This window comes from Bosea sp. (in: a-proteobacteria) (genome assembly GCA_023910605.1).
Classification (GTDB): domain Bacteria; phylum Pseudomonadota; class Alphaproteobacteria; order Rhizobiales; family Beijerinckiaceae; genus Allobosea.
The window spans coordinates 1930165-1946030 of sequence record JAAVVV010000001.1 but is presented as its reverse complement, the minus strand read 5'-3'; the positions used below and the strand labels follow the sequence as shown (position 1 = coordinate 1946030).

The following is a 15866-nucleotide window of genomic DNA, read 5'->3' as shown; positions in this document are numbered from 1 at the left end:
GGTTTTCTCGACGCCCCCGGATTGCGTTTTGGGCCGTCATTCGAACTCGACGGGTCACGGCATCCCGTTCCTGGCGTGCTTGCGGGTGGGATCGCAGAATATCTCGATGTAATCGAACGCATCCTGTCGTGCCTCGGCCCTCGTTCGATAGGCCTTCCGGCGGATACGCTCGCGTTTGAGCAGGTTGAAGAAGCTCTCGGCCACCACGCTGTCATGGCAGTTGGCACGCCGGCTCATCGAAGGTTCGAGATTGTGGCGCTTCAGGAACGAAGCCTGTTCCATGCTGGTGAACTGCGAACCTTGGTCCGACTGCACCAGCATGCAGATGTTCCGGCACGCGCCTGACAGACTGGCAGACGCCGCCGCGCATCACCAGGTAGTTCGCAATCATCCCATCAACGGCATGTCATGCATCATGTTATACTAACGGCCCTTACAACTGACCTGTTTGCGCCCAGTGGCGCATCCCGATTGATGTGATGACGTCGGGCCTTTCGGTGAGCCTGTTCCAGGCCTCGCAGGCTGCATTGATGATGTCGGCGTATGTCTCGAAGACGCGGTTCGAGAGGTAGTTGGCACGCAGATACTGCCAGATATTCTCCACGGGGTTCAGTTCCGGCGCGCGCGAGGGCAGCAGGATCGGCGTGATGTTCTTCGGCCAGTTCAGGTCGCCGGTGATGTGCCATCCGGCTCGATCCAGCAGCAGCACGGCATGAGCGCCTTTGGCGACGTGCAGGGATATCTCGTCGATATGCAGTTGCATCATGTCGGTGTCAGCATGGGGCAAAGCGAGGGCCGCGCCCACGCCTCTTTCGGGGCAGATGGCACCGAAGAGATAGGCGTTCTCATAGCGTTGGTCGGCAGGCTGGGTAGGTCTTGTGCCGCGCCTCGCCCATTGCCGGACGAGCCCGTTCTTCTGGCCGATGCGGGCCTCATCCTGAAACCAGATCTCGATCTTCGTCTTGCGCGTCACGCCCTTGATGTGCGCCGCGAGCGTGTTGGGCCAGTTTTTTTAAAAGCCGCGATGACCTCGCCATCTTGCCCGGGATGCCGTGGCCGGGCGCTGATGTGCGAGAAGCCCAGGTGCTTCAGCAGCTTGCCGATGCTGCGCTGGTGATACGCGATCTTGAACTTGTCCGCGATGACACGTTGCAGGTCGATCCGCCGCCAGCGCACCACGCCGTCTACAGCGCGGTTGGGGCCGGTCTCGACGATCTCGGACAGCTCCACCAGTTGCGCCTGCGACAGACGTCTTGGGTTCCCCCGGCGACGGTTGTCCTTCAACCCGGCAGGGCCTTGCTCATTAAACCGATGCGCCCAGTCCCGTAGCGTCTGGCGGTCCATGCCGCCGATCTTGGCGGCCTCCGCCCGGCTCATCCCGTCCAGCGCCGCAGCGATGGACAGCAATCGTCGACTTTGGTTCGCATCCTTGCCCGATGCCGCCAGGCGGCGCAGCTCGGCGGGAGTATGGCTCGGCTTGATCTCGACAACCTTCGGCATGGCGTGGGTCCTCCACGCACTTTGAATCACGCCGCAGTCAGTTTGGGAACCCTCGGTGAGTCAGGTCAAAGGGCCTTTGGTATAATCGAACGCATCCTGTCGTGCCTCGGCCCTCGTTCGATAGGCCTTCCGGCGGATACGCTCGCGTTTGAGCAGGTTGAAGAAGCTCTCGGCCACCACGCTGTCATGGCAGTTGGCACGCCGGCTCATCGAAGGTTCGAGATTGTGGCGCTTCAGGAACGAAGCCTGTTCCATGCTGGTGAACTGCGAACCTTGGTCCGACTGCACCAGCATGCAGATGTTCCGGCACGCGCCTGACAGACTGGCAGACGCCGCCGCGCATCACCAGGTAGTTCGCAATCATCCCATCAACGGCATGTCATGCATCATGTTATGCACTGAACCGATGTTCAATACGGCGCATGCGAATGCCAACATTGAAAAAATGAGATTGTTGCGCTGGGAAGCGGGAATGGCGCGCCCACGGGGAGCGGATGCCAAAAAATAAAACCCATATATTTCAATTGCTTATATCACAACCTCATCTCAATGTTATACATCATGTTATGCAGTGCAAGAACTTGTTTTTTGGGGAAACGTCAGACCCGTGCCCGCGCAAGGCAGCCATGGCAGAACGCTTGTCTGCTGTAGAACCTCAGGCGGTAGTCGTCGTAGGACGCTTACTATCAATGGTAGTTCGGGAAATATTCAGTTCGGTTCAAATACAAAATCGAACCATTTGCCTGGTGCGATATTGCGCGTGTCGTGCAACGTTGCGCGCTGAGCCAGCGTGTTGAGCGTCTCATCGTCAGGCACGCCTTTATAGGCACCAACCGCTGTCGAAACCACAACGATGCGCGGCTTTTCATCCGGCGCTGCCTCCGGTAGTACTTTGTCTGTAACTTCAGGCGGCGTTCCGTTGTGGCTGCCATGATGGCTGACCTTGAGAAAATGTGCCGACGAAAGCAGATCTAGTCGTTCCATTATCGCCCAGCTTTTTTCTTCAGCATCCCCCGGGAATAGTAGTCTCCAGCCATTCCATTCGAACTCAAGCACGAGACTTGTATTATTCGCAGCCTTGTCGATCTGCAGGAGGTTATCGCGCAGGCCACTCGAACGGAATTTGACGAGATCGTAGAAATGCCCAGCAGAAACACCAGCCGGCGGTTGCGGCATAGTGTTGCCGCCAGCGAAGGGATCACTGGTGTCGACCATCATTCCAAGTGTGCGTGGCCCAAGCCGGCCGTAATAGACCGAGGTGTCCTGTTCCGGTGCAAGGACGCGAATGCTGGTTTTTCGGAAAGGGTGCCTCCCCGCGATATTTGCCTCGCGATGGACATAGAGCGGATCGCCCGGCGCCATAGCTCGAATACAGTCGATACAATCGGCGCTGGCGCGTGGATTGTTGATGCCCATCAGCGCCTCGAGTTCGCCTGCTCCCCCGCCGGGGCTGGCGGCAAGAAAGCGTTCGGTCTCATCGAGCACAGAGAGAGCGAGTTTGCGTTGTTCACGCGCCTTAGGGAAAGCGTCGTAATAATCGGGTGCCGAGGAGGCGGTCATCCAGACCTGCCTGGCGTTGATATTGATGCCAAGCTTTTGCGCGCCGTAGAGCATGCCCTGCACATGGTCCATGTGCTCGTGTGTCATAATGTAGAGATCTAGTGGCTTGCCGCCGAGTTCGCTCGCGATATCGGTTAACACCGGCTTGAACACAGCATCATCCCCAGCCTTGCCGGCGAGCGCATTGCCGCAATCGATGAGCACCTTCAGGACAATTGGTTGGCCGGTGGCATCAATATCTGGCACGCTGAGCAGGACGGCGTCGCCGAAGAGGACATTGTAGACTCGGACATTAAGGTTGCTCATGTTAGTGCCCGGACATGTGCAAGAACTGACCAAGACCGCGCAGGCGCAAGGTGCCACCTGTAAGTTCGGCCTCTGGGCTACCGATTTGGACCATTCCCTCGGAAAGGCAGATAGCGAGGTAACTCTCGCGCATATCTCGGTTTGTATTGGCGGCACCCGTCTTTTGAAGCGCGTGGTCCGGACTCGTGGTCAAGAATGCCTTGATCTCCCGCGTTGCCCAGTCGATTACCAACGTGCTTCCGTAAATGATGCTGAGTTCTTCAACCAGCCCGCTCCGTCTTTTCAGGATTTGCGTCCGTCGCCACGACACCTTGAAGATACATTCGCGGAATTCGACGCGATGCGGCTTGCCTTCTGCATCAGAACGATACGTCGACTTAGTGACGTCGAGCCGTGATGGAACATCAATGGCAATGTCCGGCGGCACCATCAATGCGCCGCGAAAACGATCAGCGAATTGGTACGCCGCCCAGTTGGACCGAACGAGTTGATCAAGATCAATGTCCTCCGGCAAGGCAAAGGCGGGCATCTGCGCCTCCAGCTCATCCCTGGTTTGAACGATTCCGCGGCGGACAAATTCGGACCTCAGGATCTCACGAAATTCTGGACTGTCCGGGTTTGAAGATGCATCTGCAGCAATCATTGCTCGTCCGTAATCCGCAAAGCTGATTTCACCGGGAGGCAGATAGTCCAGACCCCGGAAGATGATGCGCTTGAATTTCTCCCGCGCTATAAAAAGCGCTTTGCCGGATTGCGAGAACTGGCTCGGCACCTCCCCACCCGGCATAGGCTCTTCCGCATCCCCCAAATCAATGAGACTCCGGTCAAAGATTGCTACAAGGAGACTGTACAGCGCTCCGGAGAGGACTGTGCTCAATGCATGCGGTTCGGCTCGAAGGATCACCGTTCCGGTGCCGCCCGGCAGCACGTGATCATTGTCAAGATCGCGAAGCGGATGATCATGCTCGCCCGATTGCGCATGCCCGAACTGCTCGGCAATGGCGGAAAACCCCACGGCCTTCGAAAGGATGCCATTTGCCATTTTGAGCTGCCCCGTCGCTAGTTCGCGCGAGCGAAGCGAGAAGATCACTGCGGAAAGGTCAGCGACGGCTTCGTGGAGCGCCAGGGACTGGGGCGAAACCGAGTTGTAAAGATCAGGAGCAATTCCGTCGAGAATCGCATGGCTCGTTTCGTGTGCAATGATATCTGGTGACAAGCATGTATGGATCGTCTTTGTCGTGCCGTTAATGTCTGCGTCAAAGAAGAAAAACTGGAGGCTGCGTGAGGCGCGGTGATAGTAGGCATTCGCCATTTTCCCGGCGCGTGGGACAACGAGAAGCTGCTCCCCCTCGAACGCCCAGCGAAGCTTGCGCCCGAGGACATCAGCGGTTTCGAACTGAGCCATCGTCGACAGGATGGTCGCAAAAACGCTTACTTGCATGAAATCCCGTCTTTCGGGATTTCGGGGCTCAGCGATCGCATAAGTGTGCTGACCGCGTGCGCCGCCTTTCGACGAAAACCTGACGCCAGGCAGCACTTGTCCAGTCTCCGGGTCAAAATCGATAATCGCGACGCGTCGGCTCACAGGACCGTCGAGCAGCGGCTCATCGGCATGGAAGCGTAGGGTTTCGATCAGCGGGCCATCCTCGTCTCGGCCCATCTGGGTCCCGAGATCCGCCGATAGATAGGGCAGGAGGACGATGCTCGGGTCGACGGAACGTTTTGCCGGCATCGCGTTCCCCTTTCAGGCCCAGACAGCGAAAAACACAGGTTCTGAAGCACCGGGTTCACCTTTGAACGTTACCCGGTATTGTCCGGTCTCGTTGAGAGGTGGCAGTACGAATTTGAGTAGCGCAATATCCGGTCCATTGTAACTGACCGGAACAGCTTCCCCGAACGCGACAAAAGGCGCTTCCGGCTTTTCTGTCCGCTCAAGGAACAGCTGTCCGGTAATTTTGTTGGTCGGCATGTCTGGTATCAGAACAACTTCCGGAGCCTCCTCTTTCGGCAGCAACAACTGCTTCATCGATAGAGCTACGCTACTCGCGCCATCAAGTGCGATGGGTGGCTCAGGAAAATCGGCGCCAAGCAGCCGATAGAAGACTGCGCTAAACGCATCGCCGACGAAGAACCCGGAATGCTCGCCTACCACTAGCTGCTTTTGGAGCGAGCGCGGCAAGGCGCTCCACAGAGGGACTGTACCATCTCCGGCATCCTCTGAGAGCCCGATTCAAAAGTTCACGTGCAGATTGAGTGTCTTGCGATGCGTCTGGTGAGCATGCGGATGCTGGCGATATGGGCGAAGGCTGTGGAGCTTGCGATGGATTTCTCCCAATCCTTGGCAAGACGGCGGCATCGATTGAGCCATGCGAATGTTCGCTCGACCACCCATCGGCGGGGCAGGACGACGAAGCCCTTTGCGGCATCGGACCGTTTGACGATTTCGACTGTCCAGCGGCCATGGCCGCACATGGCATCCTTCAATTTGTCCCCCGCATAGCCGCCATCAGCAAAGATATGACGCAGCCACGGACAGCGGAAGCGGATCGCCTTGAGCAGGTCAGGAGCACCATCACGATCCTGAATGTTGGCACCGTGGACCAGCACGAAGATCAGGAAGCCGAGCGTGTCGGTGATGATATGGCGCTTGCGGCCTTTGATTTTCTTTCCTGCATCATACCCCGAAATCCCGCCACTTTCGGTGGTTTTGACGCTCTGGCTGTCGATGATGCCGGCGGTGGGCTGAGCCTGCTTACCCTCGATCTCGCGTGCGGCCATCACCAGAAGCTGGTTCATGGTTTCCAGAAGGCCACTGTCCCGCCAACGATAGAAATAGCCGCGCACGGTCGAGACAGGTGGGAAATCACCCGGCAGCATGCGCCATTGGCATCCGCTCGAAGCAATAAACAGGATCGCTTCCACCACATCGCGCATGTCAGTGGTTCTGGGCCGACCGCCGCGCTTGGCGGCGGGAACCATCGGCGCGATCAGTGCCCATTCCCGGTCGGTCAAATCACTTGGAAACCGCAAACGATCACGGTTATGCTCAGCACGAGCGATAGCAGTCCAGGTCATCGGAAACCCCATTTGATTCAGCACCAAACGGGAATCACAAACTACTGATATCGCTCAACTCCTTTTAAATCGGGCTCTGAGCTTGTAAGCACGTTTGCGCCAATGCCGACGTTGACCCGAGTGACCGTTCCATGGCCAGTCCCGGCAAAGAAAAAATACCTTACGTTTCCGGGTGCGCTATTCTTGCCCAGAGTATCGTGGACGTAGCGCGCCCGCTTGAGTAACGAGGTATTTAGTCCTAGGCGAGCGGCCACCTTGCTGTCGTAAATATCGAGAGCGGGGAGGCTCCTGACTGAGATATCCCAACATGCCGCCTCGCCTGGGGCTGGAAGAAGCTGATAGGCAGTTGGGTACTTTGGATTATTGGCAAAAATCTTGAAGTCCGACTTGCTGATGCCGAGTGCGCTATCCATGCCGAGAATGCGCGCCAAGGCTAGGGGGGCCCCCAAATGCGGTGTAGCAAGTGCGATGAAACTGATGATTTTCTTGAACCAAGGCTCATTGCTGAACACGCCGGATTCCAGCAAAAGCCGGCTCACCAACCCACCCATGCTGTGCCCGACGATGGTGATGGATTTCGCGCCAGCCTTGACCTGCTTTTCAATCGTAAGCGTGTAGGCAACCCCACGTATCTTTTGGTGTTCTGATCGCTCATTTTCCCGGTGAATCATGTGGGGAATCCTATGAGCGAGAGTATGAATCAAGATCGAGTTTTTGAGGTTTTGACGGCAGCGCCGGTGCGGACGAGGCGCAGGCTACGTGATTGGTCGGTCGACGAGAAGGCACGACTGATTTCCCAGACGCTGTTGCCTGGTGCGAATGTTTCGGCGATTGCGCGTTCTGCCGGGGTTGACCCTTCGCAGCTTTATGGATGGCGGCGACAGGCCCGGGCATCCGGGGCGGTCAAAGCCATGCCCGTTGCGCACGATGAGGTGAAGTTTGCGCGCGTCGAGGCGGCTGGCAACTGGGCTGTGGAGATTGTCATTCGGGATACGGTTGTCCGCGTTGGCGGCGACATCGATGCGGATCATCTGACCGTGATACTGAGGGCGGTGCGCAAAGCATGATTGGCCTGGGTGTCGTCGTTTACGTGTCGTGCCAGCCCGTCGACTTTCGTAAAGGTGCCGCATCCCTGATGGTGCTTGTCCGGGATGGCGGCCTCGACCCGTTCAACGGCGCGCTTTACGTGTTTCGGTCGAAACGTGCGGACCGTGTTCGGATCGTGTGGTGGGATGGCAGCGGCGTTTGTCTCTATTCGAAGACGCTTGAGGAGCAAGGCTTTTGCTGGCCTGCCCTATCGGCGGCTCGCATTCGCCTGGACCATTCGCAGCTGATGGCTCTTCTGGCCGGGATGGACTGGAAGAAGATCCGTCCGACAAAGGTGCGGCGACCCTTGCTGACGGGATGATGTCGATCTGCGGCAAGATGAATCATGCTGCTGTAATCATTGGGAAAGTGAGCGGTTTTGTGCTCTATTTGCACCCATGGATTTACCCCTGAACACCTTGCCGGACGACGTGGATGCGCTCAAGGCGATGGTGCTCGCCCTGGCGCGTGCGCAGGCGCAAGGGGATGTTCGATTAAGAGCCGCGGAGGCTGAAATCGCCCGGCTGGAGGCGATCGAACAGAGCGCCAACGAGCGGATTGCCAACCTGACGCTGATCATGAAGGTCTTGCAGCGCGCGCAACATGGCAAGCGCTCTGAACGGCTCCGCGCCGGTGGTCCTGGGGTCCTCGACGACGAGCAGATTGCCTTTGCCTTCGAGGAGGTGGAGACCGGCCTTTCGAGCGTCCAGAGCGAACTCGACCGGGGCGCCAGGGACAAGCCGAAACGCGCTCCACGCCCGCGCAAAGGCTTTGCTGCGCATCTTGAGCGCATCGAGGAGGTCATCGAGCCGGAACTCCCCGCTGGATATGAGGGCCTGGAGAAGGTGCTGATCAGCGAAGACCGTTCCGAACGGCTCGATGTCATTCCGCCGAAGTTCAGGGTCATCGTGACGCGCCGTCCCAAATATGCCTTCCGTGGCCATGACGGCGTGATCCAGGCGCTCGCACCGGCACACATCATCGAAGCCGGATTGCCAACGGAACGGCTGCTCGCCTTTATCGCGGTCTCCAAATATGCCGACGGTCTTCCGCTTTACCGTCAGGAGGCGATCTACCTGCGCGACGGGGTCGAGATCAGCCGATCCCTGATGGCCCAATGGATGGGCCATCTTGGGTTTGAACTGCAGATACTGGCCGATTACATCCTCGAAAAGATCAAGGAGGGTGAGCGGATCTTTGCCGACGAAACGAGCTTGCCCACTCTGGCTCCCGGATCGGGGAAAGCAACCAAGGCCTGGTTATGGGCCTACGCGCGCGATGATCGCCCCTATGGCGGCACCAGTCCGCCAATGGTGGCCTATCGCTTCGAAGACGGCAGAGGCGCTGAATGTGTGGCCCGTCATCTGTCCGGGTACAACGGCATCCTGCAGGTCGATGGATACGTGGCCTATAGCAGCCTTGCCAAGAGCCAGGCCAAGAGCCAGGCCAAAAGCCAGGCCAAAAGCCAGGCCAAAACCGGCAGCACAGAAACGATGAGGCTTGCCGGATGCTGGGCGCATCTCAGGCGCAGGTTCTACGATCTGCACATCAGCGGCGTCTCGCAGGCTGCCACGGACAGCGTCATGGCCATGACCGAGCTGTGGAGGGTCGAAGATGACGTGCGCGGCCGGAATGCAGACACCCGCGCGAAGCTCCGGCAGGAAAAGTCTGCGCCTGTCGTCGCGCGCCTCTTCGATCTTTGGGAACGGGAGCTCGGCAAGGTCTCCGGCAAGTCCAAGACGGCGGAAGCAATCCGCTATGCGCTCGCCCGCCGTGAAGCACTCGAACGGTTCCTCTCCGACGGTCGCATTGAAATCGACTCCAACATCGTCGAACGGGCCATCAGGCCCCAAACCATTACGCGAAAGAACAGCCTCTTTGCCGGAAGTGAAGGCGGTGGCAGGACCTGGGCTACACTGGGAACGCTTCTGCAAACCGCCAGGATGAACAATGTCGATCCTCTCGACTGGCTGTCGCAAACCCTCGCGCATATCGCCCAAGGATGGCCCGCATCCAAAATCGACGCCCTCATGCCCTGGAACTTCAGGTCAAACGCCCTCAGCTAACCGCTTACCCTCGTCCGCACCGGCGCTGCCGTCAAAACCTCAAAAACTCGATCTTGATTCATACTCTCGCTCATAGGATTCCCCACATGATTCACCGGGAAAATGAGCGATCAGAACACCAAAAGATACGTGGGGTTGCCTACACGCTTACACATGATTCACCGGGAAAATGAGCGATCAGAACACCAAAAGATACGTGGGGTTGCCTACACGCTTACAAAGATACGTGGGGTTGCCTACACGGTAAGCGTTCTGCCATGGCTGCCTTGCGCGGGGGCGGGTCCGGCATCGTATGAGCATGGTCTGGACGGTTGTTGTCGTCCTTAAGCCTATGCGCAAGGACGGCTATGGACACCCGGACGGAGATTATCAGCCAGGTTGAGCGCCGTCGTCGCTGGAGCGTCGAGGAGAAGGTGCGGCTTCTGGAGGCGACGATGCAGCCGGGCGCTTCTGTGGCGGCGGTTGCGGATCGGCATGGGGTGAGCCGGAGCCTGCTGTTTTACTGGCGCAAGCAGGCGAAGGCGGGGCTGATGCCGGGCGTGACGCCGCTGGCCTCGCTGGAGGCTCCGGTCTTCGCGCCTGTTGTCATCGCAGCCGAAGCGCAGCCGGGACAGAAGCCTTCACCAAAGCCCCCGCGCAAGATGGCTCCGCGTGCCGACTGCACGGTGGAGGTCAGCTTGAGCAACGGCCGGGTGCTGAAGGCGGATGAGGGTATCGCGCCTGAGCGGCTTTCGGCTCTTGTCGCAGCGCTCGACCGATGACGCCACAAACCCTGACCTCGCCTTTGGCGGGCGCGCGCATCTACATGGCGCTGGCACCTGTGGATATGAGGAAGGGCTTCGACGGGCTGTCGATGGTGGGTAAGCGGTTAGCTGAGGGCGTTTGACCTGAAGTTCCAGGGCATGAGGGCGTCGATTTTGGATGCGGGCCATCCTTGGGCGATATGCGCGAGGGTTTGCGACAGCCAGTCGAGAGGATCGACATTGTTCATCCTGGCGGTTTGCAGAAGCGTTCCCAGTGTAGCCCAGGTCCTGCCACCGCCTTCACTTCCGGCAAAGAGGCTGTTCTTTCGCGTAATGGTTTGGGGCCTGATGGCCCGTTCGACGATGTTGGAGTCGATTTCAATGCGACCGTCGGAGAGGAACCGTTCGAGTGCTTCACGGCGGGCGAGCGCATAGCGGATTGCTTCCGCCGTCTTGGACTTGCCGGAGACCTTGCCGAGCTCCCGTTCCCAAAGATCGAAGAGGCGCGCGACGACAGGCGCAGACTTTTCCTGCCGGAGCTTCGCGCGGGTGTCTGCATTCCGGCCGCGCACGTCATCTTCGACCCTCCACAGCTCGGTCATGGCCATGACGCTGTCCGTGGCAGCCTGCGAGACGCCGCTGATGTGTAAGCGTTCTGCCATGGCTGCCTTGCGCGGGGGCGGGTCCGGCATCGTATGAGCATGGTCTGGACGGTTGTTGTCGTCCTTAAGCCTATGCGCAAGGACGGCTATGGACACCCGGACGGAGATTATCAGCCAGGTTGAGCGCCGTCGTCGCTGGAGCGTCGAGGAGAAGGTGCGGCTTCTGGAGGCGACGATGCAGCCGGGCGCTTCTGTGGCGGCGGTTGCGGATCGGCATGGGGTGAGCCGGAGCCTGCTGTTTTACTGGCGCAAGCAGGCGAAGGCGGGGCTGATGCCGGGCGTGACGCCGCTGGCCTCGCTGGAGGCTCCGGTCTTCGCGCCTGTTGTCATCGCAGCCGAAGCGCAGCCGGGACAGAAGCCTTCACCAAAGCCCCCGCGCAAGATGGCTCCGCGTGCCGACTGCACGGTGGAGGTCAGCTTGAGCAACGGCCGGGTGCTGAAGGCGGATGAGGGTATCGCGCCTGAGCGGCTTTCGGCTCTTGTCGCAGCGCTCGACCGATGACGCCACAAACCCTGACCTCGCCTTTGGCGGGCGCGCGCATCTACATGGCGCTGGCACCTGTGGATATGAGGAAGGGCTTCGACGGGCTGTCGATGGTGGTGCAGGATCTTTTGAAGAAGGATCCGTTCCGCGGCCACCTGTTCATTTTCCGGGGCAAGCGCGCTGATCTGGTGAAGATTCTGATGTGGGACGGCACGGGGCTTTGCCTGTTCGCCAAGCGGCTGGAGCGTGGCCGCTTCGTCTGGGCAGTGACGCAGGATGGCGAGGTTGTACTGACGCCCGCACAGCTGTCGATGCTGCTCGAAGGCATCGACTGGCGCTCGCCGTTACGCACGGATCAGCCACGACGTGCGGGGTGAAGTGCTTCGCGCAAAAGGTCAAGATCGACATTGATTCAATAGCTTGACCCCATCTGCCCTGGTATCTTCACCTCATGATCGAAGCAGCGGGACAAGATAGTGACGAGGTGGCGCGGCTTCGCGCGCTCGTCGCTGCGCAGGCTGCAGCGCTGAAGACGGCGCAGGCCGAAGCTGCCGCCGCCAAGGCCGGTCTTCTTGTCAAGAGCCTGGAGATCGAGAAGCTCAAGATCCAGATCGCGCGGCTCAGGCGCATGCAATTTGGCCGCTCCTCGGAGAAGCTCTCCCATGAGATCGAGCAACTGGAACTGCGGCTCGAGGAACTGGAGATGGTCGAGGCGGCGAACAATGCAGCCATCGACGAGATAGCTCCTGCCGCTGATGCAGCAACAGCCAAGCCGAAGGCCACGCGCCGCCCTTTGCCTGAGCATCTGCCGCGCATCGAGATCGTACACACGCCTGCCATCGTGAACGACCCTGCCTGTGCTTGTCCATCCTGCGGAACGGCAGGCAAGTGGCGCAAGGTGGATGAGGATGTCCGTGAAGTCCTGGAGTATGTGCCGGGCCGCTTCGAGGTTATCCGCCATGTGCGTCCCGCCTTCTCGTGCCGCACCTGCGAGAGCATGGCGCAAGCTCCGATGCCGAGCATGCCGATCGAGCGCGGCATGGCCGGACCGGGCCTGATCGCCCAGGTTCTGGTTGGCAAATACTGTGATCATCTCCCGCTTTATCGCCAGGCAGAGATCTTTGCCCGCGAGGGCGTCGAGATCGAGCGCTCGGTGATGGCCGGCTGGGTTGCCAAGGCCGCAGAGCTTGTCGCGCCACTGGTCGAGGCGGTCGGTGCCCATGTGATGCGGGCTGAGCGGCTGCATGCCGACGACACGCCCGTGCCAGTGCTGGCGCCGGGCCTCGGGCGCACGAAGACAGGGCGGCTCTGGGTGTATCTGCGCGATGAGCGACCCCGTGGCGGTCAAGACCCGCCCGCCGCGCTGTATCGCTACACGCCCGACCGCAAGGGAGAGCGACCGCGCGAGCACCTCAAGGCCTTTGCAGGATTCCTGCAGGCGGATGCCTATGCCGGATTCAACGAACTCTATGCGACGAGTGCCACGCGTTCAGCCGCCGCAACCGAGGTTGCCTGCTGGGCGCACGTCAGGCGCAACTTCCACGACGTTCACGCCGGGACAGGCTCGCCCCTGGCACTGGAGGCGATGACCCGCATTGGCAAGCTGTTCGAGGTTGAGCGCCTCATTCACGGCCAGCAGCCCGAGGATCGGCGCAAGGCTCGTCAGGATCTGGCGCTGCCCGTCATGACCGAACTCGCCAGCTTCCTCGACCATTCCCTCGCCCAGATCTCCGGCAAGAGCGACCTGGCCAAGGCCATTCGCTATGCCCGATCGCGCTGGGCAGCACTCACCCGCTATCTCGACGACGGCACCCTCGATATCTCCAACAACGCCGCAGAACGCGCCATCAGGCCTCTCAAGCTCGGCGCCAAGAACTGGTTGTTCGCAGGGTCCGACGCAGGCGGCGAGCGCGCCGCCGCCATCTACACGCTCACCGAAACCGCAAAGCTCAACGGGCGAGACCCAGCGGGATATCTGCGAGCAGTCATCACCAGGATCGCCGATCACCCCATCAACAAAATCGCCGACCTGTTGCCGTGGAACCTTATGCCGTAGCCGTCAGAGGACGCTTACGCTGATGTGCAGATCGTAGAACCTGCGCCTGAGATGCGCCCAGCATCCGGCAAGCCTCATCGTTTCTGTGCTGCCGGTTTTGGCCTGGCTCTTGGCCTGGCTCTTGGCCTGGCTCTTGGCAAGGCTGCTATAGGCCACGTATCCATCGACCTGCAGGATGCCGTTGTACCCGGACAGATGACGGGCCACACATTCAGCGCCTCTGCCGTCTTCGAAGCGATAGGCCACCATTGGCGGACTGGTGCCGCCATAGGGGCGATCATCGCGCGCGTAGGCCCATAACCAGGCCTTGGTTGCTTTCCCCGATCCGGGAGCCAGAGTGGGCAAGCTCGTTTCGTCGGCAAAGATCCGCTCACCCTCCTTGATCTTTTCGAGGATGTAATCGGCCAGTATCTGCAGTTCAAACCCAAGATGGCCCATCCATTGGGCCATCAGGGATCGGCTGATCTCGACCCCGTCGCGCAGGTAGATCGCCTCCTGACGGTAAAGCGGAAGACCGTCGGCATATTTGGAGACCGCGATAAAGGCGAGCAGCCGTTCCGTTGGCAATCCGGCTTCGATGATGTGTGCCGGTGCGAGCGCCTGGATCACGCCGTCATGGCCACGGAAGGCATATTTGGGACGGCGCGTCACGATGACCCTGAACTTCGGCGGAATGACATCGAGCCGTTCGGAACGGTCTTCGCTGATCAGCACCTTCTCCAGGCCCTCATATCCAGCGGGGAGTTCCGGCTCGATGACCTCCTCGATGCGCTCAAGATGCGCAGCAAAGCCTTTGCGCGGGCGTGGAGCGCGTTTCGGCTTGTCCCTGGCGCCCCGGTCGAGTTCGCTCTGGACGCTCGAAAGGCCGGTCTCCACCTCCTCGAAGGCAAAGGCAATCTGCTCGTCGTCGAGGACCCCAGGACCACCGGCGCGGAGCCGTTCAGAGCGCTTGCCATGTTGCGCGCGCTGCAAGACCTTCATGATCAGCGTCAGGTTGGCAATCCGCTCGTTGGCGCTCTGTTCGATCGCCTCCAGCCGGGCGATTTCAGCCTCCGCGGCTCTTAATCGAACATCCCCTTGCGCCTGCGCACGCGCCAGGGCGAGCACCATCGCCTTGAGCGCATCCACGTCGTCCGGCAAGGTGTTCAGGGGTAAATCCATGGGTGCAAATAGAGCACAAAACCGCTCACTTTCCCAATGATTACAGCAGCATGATTCATCTTGCCGCAGATCGACATCATCCCGTCAGCAAGGGTCGCCGCACCTTTGTCGGACGGATCTTCTTCCAGTCCATCCCGGCCAGAAGAGCCATCAGCTGCGAATGGTCCAGGCGAATGCGAGCCGCCGATAGGGCAGGCCAGCAAAAGCCTTGCTCCTCAAGCGTCTTCGAATAGAGACAAACGCCGCTGCCATCCCACCACACGATCCGAACACGGTCCGCACGTTTCGACCGAAACACGTAAAGCGCGCCGTTGAACGGGTCGAGGCCGCCATCCCGGACAAGCACCATCAGGGATGCGGCACCTTTACGAAAGTCGACGGGCTGGCACGACACGTAAACGACGACACCCAGGCCAATCATGCTTTGCGCACCGCCCTCAGTATCACGGTCAGATGATCCGCATCGATGTCGCCGCCAACGCGGACAACCGTATCCCGAATGACAATCTCCACAGCCCAGTTGCCAGCCGCCTCGACGCGCGCAAACTTCACCTCATCGTGCGCAACGGGCATGGCTTTGACCGCCCCGGATGCCCGGGCCTGTCGCCGCCATCCATAAAGCTGCGAAGGGTCAACCCCGGCAGAACGCGCAATCGCCGAAACATTCGCACCAGGCAACAGCGTCTGGGAAATCAGTCGTGCCTTCTCGTCGACCGACCAATCACGTAGCCTGCGCCTCGTCCGCACCGGCGCTGCCGTCAAAACCTCAAAAACTCGATCTTGATTCATACTCTCGCTCATAGGATTCCCCACATGATTCACCGGGAAAATGAGCGATCAGAACACCAAAAGATACGTGGGGTTGCCTACACGCTTACGATGGTGGTGCAGGATCTTTTGAAGAAGGATCCGTTCCGCGGCCACCTGTTCATTTTCCGGGGCAAGCGCGCTGATCTGGTGAAGATTCTGATGTGGGACGGCACGGGGCTTTGCCTGTTCGCCAAGCGGCTGGAGCGTGGCCGCTTCGTCTGGGCAGTGACGCAGGATGGCGAGGTTGTACTGACGCCCGCACAGCTGTCGATGCTGCTCGAAGGCATCGACTGGCGCTCGCCGTTACGCACGGATCAGCCACGACGTGCGGGGTGAAGTGCTTCGCGCAAAAGGTCA

At 59.8% G+C, this 15866-nt stretch carries 16 protein-coding genes and 4 pseudogenes; 8 read left to right on the top strand and 12 right to left on the bottom strand.

Annotated elements, in window-relative coordinates; genetic code table 11:
- Window positions 1-54: 54 nt before the first annotated feature.
- The 8 genes and pseudogenes from HEQ16_09425 to HEQ16_09390 all read right to left on the bottom strand — a co-directional run bounded on the left by HEQ16_09425 (window position 55) and on the right by HEQ16_09390 (window position 7112).
- Window positions 55-321: pseudogene (locus tag HEQ16_09425) on the bottom strand (DDE-type integrase/transposase/recombinase).
- Between the two features lie 112 nt (window positions 322-433).
- Window positions 434-1500, bottom strand: a protein-coding gene (locus tag HEQ16_09420) for an IS630 family transposase (protein MCO4054252.1) whose coding sequence is annotated in 2 segments (ribosomal slippage) — window positions 434-1014 and window positions 1014-1500 — 1068 coding nt in all. Because the reading frame shifts where the segments join, the coding sequence is not laid out codon by codon here.
- Window positions 1501-1575: 75 nt separating this feature from the next.
- Window positions 1576-1794: pseudogene (locus tag HEQ16_09415) on the bottom strand (DDE-type integrase/transposase/recombinase).
- Window positions 1795-2208: 414 nt separating this feature from the next.
- Window positions 2209-3366, bottom strand: coding sequence for a hypothetical protein (locus HEQ16_09410; protein MCO4054251.1), 1158 nt, complete (start codon window positions 3364-3366; stop codon window positions 2209-2211).
- Between the two features lies 1 nt (window position 3367).
- On the bottom strand, window positions 3368-5098 hold the full coding sequence (locus HEQ16_09405; GenBank protein MCO4054250.1) for a hypothetical protein: 1731 nt from the start codon (window positions 5096-5098) through the stop codon (window positions 3368-3370).
- Window positions 5099-5110: 12 nt separating this feature from the next.
- Window positions 5111-5545, bottom strand: coding sequence for a hypothetical protein (locus tag HEQ16_09400; protein ID MCO4054249.1), 435 nt, complete (start codon window positions 5543-5545; stop codon window positions 5111-5113).
- Window positions 5546-5604: 59 nt separating this feature from the next.
- Entirely contained in the window at window positions 5605-6441 is an 837-nt protein-coding gene (locus tag HEQ16_09395; protein ID MCO4054248.1) for an IS5 family transposase, read from the bottom strand.
- A gap of 41 nt (window positions 6442-6482) precedes the next feature.
- Window positions 6483-7112, bottom strand: coding sequence for a hypothetical protein (locus tag HEQ16_09390; GenBank protein MCO4054247.1), 630 nt, complete (start codon window positions 7110-7112; stop codon window positions 6483-6485).
- A 12-nt stretch (window positions 7113-7124) separates the two neighbouring features.
- On the opposite strand from HEQ16_09390, the gene HEQ16_09385 reads away from it, so the two are divergent.
- The 4 genes from HEQ16_09385 (at window position 7125) to HEQ16_09370 (ending at window position 10354) form a co-directional block, all read left to right on the top strand.
- On the top strand, window positions 7125-7508 hold the full coding sequence (locus tag HEQ16_09385; protein ID MCO4054246.1) for a transposase: 384 nt from the start codon (window positions 7125-7127) through the stop codon (window positions 7506-7508).
- Window positions 7505-7849, top strand: a complete 345-nt coding sequence (gene tnpB, locus HEQ16_09380; GenBank protein ID MCO4054245.1) for an IS66 family insertion sequence element accessory protein TnpB — start codon at window positions 7505-7507, stop codon at window positions 7847-7849. Before HEQ16_09385 ends, tnpB (HEQ16_09380) begins: the two co-directional genes overlap by 4 nt.
- A gap of 76 nt (window positions 7850-7925) precedes the next feature.
- The gene (locus HEQ16_09375; GenBank protein ID MCO4054244.1) at window positions 7926-9593 is read left to right on the top strand and encodes an IS66 family transposase; all 1668 of its coding nucleotides are present in this window, start codon (window positions 7926-7928) and stop codon (window positions 9591-9593) included.
- A gap of 347 nt (window positions 9594-9940) precedes the next feature.
- Window positions 9941-10354 (top strand): transposase, encoded by a 414-nt coding sequence (locus tag HEQ16_09370; protein ID MCO4054243.1) that lies wholly within the window; start codon window positions 9941-9943, stop codon window positions 10352-10354.
- Window positions 10355-10461: 107 nt separating this feature from the next.
- Here the strand turns inward: HEQ16_09370 and HEQ16_09365 are convergent.
- Window positions 10462-10986: pseudogene (locus HEQ16_09365) on the bottom strand (IS66 family transposase).
- Window positions 10987-11086: 100 nt separating this feature from the next.
- Between HEQ16_09365 and HEQ16_09360 the strand changes: the two are divergent.
- The 3 genes from HEQ16_09360 (at window position 11087) to HEQ16_09350 (ending at window position 13538) form a co-directional block, all read left to right on the top strand.
- Window positions 11087-11500, top strand: coding sequence for a transposase (locus tag HEQ16_09360; protein MCO4054242.1), 414 nt, complete (start codon window positions 11087-11089; stop codon window positions 11498-11500).
- On the top strand, window positions 11497-11859 hold the full coding sequence (gene tnpB, locus HEQ16_09355) for an IS66 family insertion sequence element accessory protein TnpB (GenBank protein MCO4054241.1): 363 nt from the start codon (window positions 11497-11499) through the stop codon (window positions 11857-11859). The genes HEQ16_09360 and tnpB (HEQ16_09355) overlap by 4 nt, the downstream gene beginning before the upstream one ends.
- 74 nt (window positions 11860-11933) lie before the next feature.
- Window positions 11934-13538 (top strand): IS66 family transposase, encoded by a 1605-nt coding sequence (locus tag HEQ16_09350; GenBank protein ID MCO4054240.1) that lies wholly within the window; start codon window positions 11934-11936, stop codon window positions 13536-13538.
- A 21-nt stretch (window positions 13539-13559) separates the two neighbouring features.
- Here HEQ16_09350 and HEQ16_09345 read toward each other — a convergent pair.
- From HEQ16_09345 to HEQ16_09335, 3 genes and pseudogenes are all read right to left on the bottom strand, one after another.
- Window positions 13560-14699 (bottom strand): annotated as a pseudogene (locus tag HEQ16_09345) (IS66 family transposase).
- Between the two features lie 76 nt (window positions 14700-14775).
- Window positions 14776-15120 (bottom strand): IS66 family insertion sequence element accessory protein TnpB, encoded by a 345-nt coding sequence (gene tnpB, locus HEQ16_09340; protein ID MCO4054239.1) that lies wholly within the window; start codon window positions 15118-15120, stop codon window positions 14776-14778.
- On the bottom strand, window positions 15117-15500 hold the full coding sequence (locus tag HEQ16_09335) for a transposase (protein MCO4054238.1): 384 nt from the start codon (window positions 15498-15500) through the stop codon (window positions 15117-15119). Before HEQ16_09335 ends, tnpB (HEQ16_09340) begins: the two co-directional genes overlap by 4 nt.
- A 12-nt stretch (window positions 15501-15512) precedes the next feature.
- Here HEQ16_09335 and tnpB (HEQ16_09330) point away from each other — a divergent pair, with 12 nt between their 5' ends.
- Window positions 15513-15845 carry an IS66 family insertion sequence element accessory protein TnpB gene (tnpB, locus tag HEQ16_09330; GenBank protein MCO4054237.1) on the top strand — a complete coding sequence of 111 codons (333 nt, stop codon included), beginning with the start codon at window positions 15513-15515 and terminating at the stop codon, window positions 15843-15845.
- Window positions 15846-15866 lie beyond the last annotated feature (21 nt).

Excerpts from the sequence above, each read along its gene's own strand:
- HEQ16_09360 (MCO4054242.1), top strand. The coding sequence starts at position 11,087 with ATGGACACCCGGACGGAGATTATCAGCCAGGTTGAGCGCCGTCGTCGC.
- tnpB (MCO4054245.1), top strand. The coding sequence starts at position 7,505 with ATGATTGGCCTGGGTGTCGTCGTTTACGTGTCGTGCCAGCCCGTCGAC.
- HEQ16_09370 (MCO4054243.1), top strand. The coding sequence starts at position 9,941 with ATGGACACCCGGACGGAGATTATCAGCCAGGTTGAGCGCCGTCGTCGC.
- tnpB (MCO4054239.1), bottom strand. The coding sequence starts at position 15,120 with ATGATTGGCCTGGGTGTCGTCGTTTACGTGTCGTGCCAGCCCGTCGAC.
- HEQ16_09335 (MCO4054238.1), bottom strand. The coding sequence starts at position 15,500 with ATGAGCGAGAGTATGAATCAAGATCGAGTTTTTGAGGTTTTGACGGCA.
- HEQ16_09350 (MCO4054240.1), top strand. The coding sequence starts at position 11,934 with ATGATCGAAGCAGCGGGACAAGATAGTGACGAGGTGGCGCGGCTTCGC.
- HEQ16_09385 (MCO4054246.1), top strand. The coding sequence starts at position 7,125 with ATGAGCGAGAGTATGAATCAAGATCGAGTTTTTGAGGTTTTGACGGCA.
- tnpB (MCO4054237.1), top strand. The coding sequence starts at position 15,513 with ATGATTCACCGGGAAAATGAGCGATCAGAACACCAAAAGATACGTGGG.
- HEQ16_09405 (MCO4054250.1), bottom strand. The coding sequence starts at position 5,098 with ATGCCGGCAAAACGTTCCGTCGACCCGAGCATCGTCCTCCTGCCCTAT.
- HEQ16_09410 (MCO4054251.1), bottom strand. The coding sequence starts at position 3,366 with ATGAGCAACCTTAATGTCCGAGTCTACAATGTCCTCTTCGGCGACGCC.
- tnpB (MCO4054241.1), top strand. The coding sequence starts at position 11,497 with ATGACGCCACAAACCCTGACCTCGCCTTTGGCGGGCGCGCGCATCTAC.
- HEQ16_09390 (MCO4054247.1), bottom strand. The coding sequence starts at position 7,112 with ATGATTCACCGGGAAAATGAGCGATCAGAACACCAAAAGATACGTGGG.
- HEQ16_09375 (MCO4054244.1), top strand. The coding sequence starts at position 7,926 with ATGGATTTACCCCTGAACACCTTGCCGGACGACGTGGATGCGCTCAAG.
- HEQ16_09395 (MCO4054248.1), bottom strand. The coding sequence starts at position 6,441 with ATGACCTGGACTGCTATCGCTCGTGCTGAGCATAACCGTGATCGTTTG.